The organism is Cobetia crustatorum (assembly GCF_000591415.1).
Lineage (GTDB): Bacteria > Pseudomonadota > Gammaproteobacteria > Pseudomonadales > Halomonadaceae > Cobetia > Cobetia crustatorum.
In genome coordinates this window covers 1-1,735 of record NZ_JEMF01000091.1, presented here as the reverse complement: position 1 = coordinate 1,735, position 1,735 = coordinate 1, and the positions used below count along the sequence as shown (strand labels likewise).

Genomic DNA, 1,735 nt, shown 5'->3' with positions numbered 1-1,735 from the left:
GCTCAGGGTGGCGGTATCCACGCCACCCTGGCCATCACTGACCTGATAACTGATGGTGCTGATACGAGTTTCATCGACCGCGAGGTCGTCGAAGTCAGTGCCCGGCGCGAAGTCATAGCTACCATCGGCATTGATGGTGAACTGACCACCATTATCGCCGGCAGTCGGTTGGCCGACGCTGTCGGCGTCTTCACCAACCTGACTGACAGTCAAGATGTCGCTGGCATCGACATCACTGTCGTTGAGCAGGACATCTCCACTGACAGCGGTATTCTCTGTCGTGGCATTGGTGTCCTGCACTGCTACTGGGGCATCATTGACGCCGGTCACGGTGATGCTCAGCGTGGCGGTATCCACGCCACCCTGGCCATCACTTACCTGATAGCTGATGGTGCTGATGCGGGTTTCATCGACCACGAGGTCGTCGAAGTCAGTGCCCGGCGCGAAGTCATAGCTACCATCGGCATTGATGGTGAACTGACCACCATTATCGCCGGCAGTCGGTTGGCCGACGCTGTCGGCGTCTTCACCAACCTGACTGACGGTCAAGATATCGCTGGCATCGACATCACTGTCATTGAGCAGGACATCTCCACTGACAGCGGTATTCTCTGTCGTGGCATTGGTGTCCTGCACTGCAACTGGGGCGTCATTGACGCCGGTCACCGTGATGCTAAGCGTGGCGGTATCCAGCCCGCCCTGGCCATCACTGATCTGGTAATCGACCGCGGTAACGCGTGTTTCGCCGTCGGCCAGGTCATCGAAGTCGGTGCCCTGGGCGAAGGTGTAGCTGCCATCACTGGCGATCGTGATCAGGCCGCCATTGGTACCTGCCACGGCCTGACCAACATTGGCGTCGTCGGCATCCACCTGACTGACGACCAGAACGTCACTGTCGGTGCTATCAATGCCGCCGTCGCTGTCATTGGTCAGCACGTTGCCAGTGGTCGGTGTCACGTTCTCGACCGCTGTCGCCGCGTCATCCACGGCGACCGGCACGACATTGCTGACCGTCAGCGTGAAGGTGTCATCAATCGTGCCACCTTTGCCATCGGTGGCGGTGACGGTGATCGCAAACGGACCATTCTGTGAGGCATCGACACTCAGGGTGCCGGTGATCTCGCCAGTGGTGGCATTGATGGCCAGGCCAGCCGGCAAGCCAGCGGCCGTGTAGCTCAGGACGTCAGTCACGTCGACGTCACTGAAGGCGTCACCGGCAGCAATCGTGAGGGTCTCACCATCGATGGCAGTAATGTCATCGGTCGGTGTCGCGACGACCGGGGCGTCATTGACGCCGGTCACGGTAATACTCAGCGTGGCGGTGTCCAGCCCGCCCTGGCCATCGCTGATCTGGTAATCGATCGCGGTGACACGACTTTCGCCATCGGCCAGGTCATCGAAGTCGGTGCCTTGGGCGAAGGTGTAGCTGCCGTCACTGGCGATGGTGATCAGGCCACCGTTATCCCCTGCCACAGCCTCACCAACATTGTCGGCGTCAGCATCGACCTGGCTGACGATCAGCGTATCGGTGTCCGCACCGCCGTCGCTGTCATTGGTCAGCACGTTGCCAGTGGTCGGTGTCACGTTCTCGACCGCTGTCGCCGCGTCATCCACGGCGACCGGCACGACATTGCTGACCGTCAGCGTGAAGGTGTCATCAATCGTGCCACCATTGCCATCGGTGGCGGTGACGGTGATCGCAAACGGACCATTCTGTGAGGCATCGGCACTCAGG

Annotated in this window: 1 protein-coding gene; it reads right to left on the bottom strand. The window is 60.3% G+C overall.

The features are described 5' to 3' along the window. A partial coding sequence (locus BF12_RS20525) for a beta strand repeat-containing protein (protein WP_035160347.1) occupies positions 1-1,735 on the bottom strand: 1,735 nt, incomplete at both ends.